The following is a 1,364-nucleotide window of genomic DNA, read 5'->3' as shown; positions in this document are numbered from 1 at the left end:
AAGGATCCGGGCGACCGGACTACAAGAAGGCCGCTGCTGCGGCACGTGCTGAACGCGCGGACCAGCCAGGGGCGAAGGCTGCTGCTGAGCTTGCCTCGTCGGGCGCGTTGGACGAGTTGTTCGCGAAGATCGACTCCGGAGAGATCGAGCTGACCGGCGATGGCGGGTTCATCCCGGGGCTGATCAAGGCCACCCTCGAACGGGGTCTCCAGGCCGAGCTCACGAGCCATCTGGGCTATGAGAAGGGCGCCCCTGAGGCGTCCGCGGTGGCGAACTCGCGTAACGGCACGACGCCGAAGAAGGTCGCGACCCAGACCGGTGACGTCGATCTGGCGATCCCGCGGGATCGGGACGGGACGTTCACCCCGGTCCTGGTCCCGAAGGGCAGCCGGCGGCTTTCGGGGCTCGACGAGATGATCATCAGCCTCTACGCCGGCGGGATGACCGTCAGGGACATCGCCCACCACCTGTCCTCGACCATCGGGACCGAGCTGTCGCACGAGACGATCAGCAACATCACCGACGCGATCGCCGAGGAGATCTTGGAGTGGCAGGCCCGCCCGCTCGAGGCGTTCTATCCGGTGGTCTACCTCGACGCGATCGTGGTCAAGGTCCGCGACGGCGCGCACGTGATCAACAAGGCCGCCCACATCGCCGTCGGCGTCGACATGGACGGCATCAAGCACGTCCTGGGGATCTGGATCCAAACGAGCGAGGGCGCGAAGTTCTGGGCCGGGGTGTGCGCCGAGCTCGCCAACCGCGGCGTCCGCGACGTGCTCATCGTGTGCTGTGACGGGCTCACCGGGCTGCCCGAGGCGATCGAGGCGACCTGGGCGCACGCGACCGTGCAGACCTGCGTGGTCCACCTGATCCGGGCTTCGATGCGGTTCGTGTCCTACAGCGACCGCAAGGCCGTAGCGAAGGCGCTGAAGCCGATCTACACCGCCAGCAACGACAAGACCGCCCGGGACGCGTTCGCGGCGTTCCAGGACTCGAACTGGGGCAAGAAGTACCCCCACGCCGTCGCGACCTGGGACGCCGCCTGGGAACGGTTCATCCCGTTCCTGGCCTTCCCACCCGAGCTACGCCGGGTGATCTACACGACCAACAGCATCGAGTCGCTGAACTACCAGCTGCGCAAGGTCACCAAGAACCGCGGCCACTTCCCCAACGACCTGGCCGTGGTGAAGCTGCTGTGGCTGGCGATCTGCAACATCGAGGACAAACGAGCCCGTGAACGCGCAAAGGAACGCGGCAAGCCAGCCGCGGCGCGGAAGGCGAAGGGCCGCCTCGTCGAGGGCCAGGTCGTGACGAACTGGAAGCAGGCCCTCGGCCAGCTCGCGATCGCCTACCCCGACCGCATC

The 1,364-nt window shown here is 67.2% G+C and carries 1 protein-coding gene; it reads left to right on the top strand.

Going from position 1 to position 1,364, the window contains the following annotated elements; genetic code table 11:
• Window positions 1-116 precede the first annotated feature (116 nt).
• Window positions 117-1,364 (top strand): IS256 family transposase (locus ACYVKX_RS23260; protein WP_460836094.1); only part of this gene is annotated, 1,248 nt, incomplete at its 3' end.

The organism is Nocardioides hungaricus, from assembly GCF_054782915.1.
Note: the sequence above shows the minus strand (reverse complement) of the source record. Positions and strands in the feature narration are given on the sequence as shown.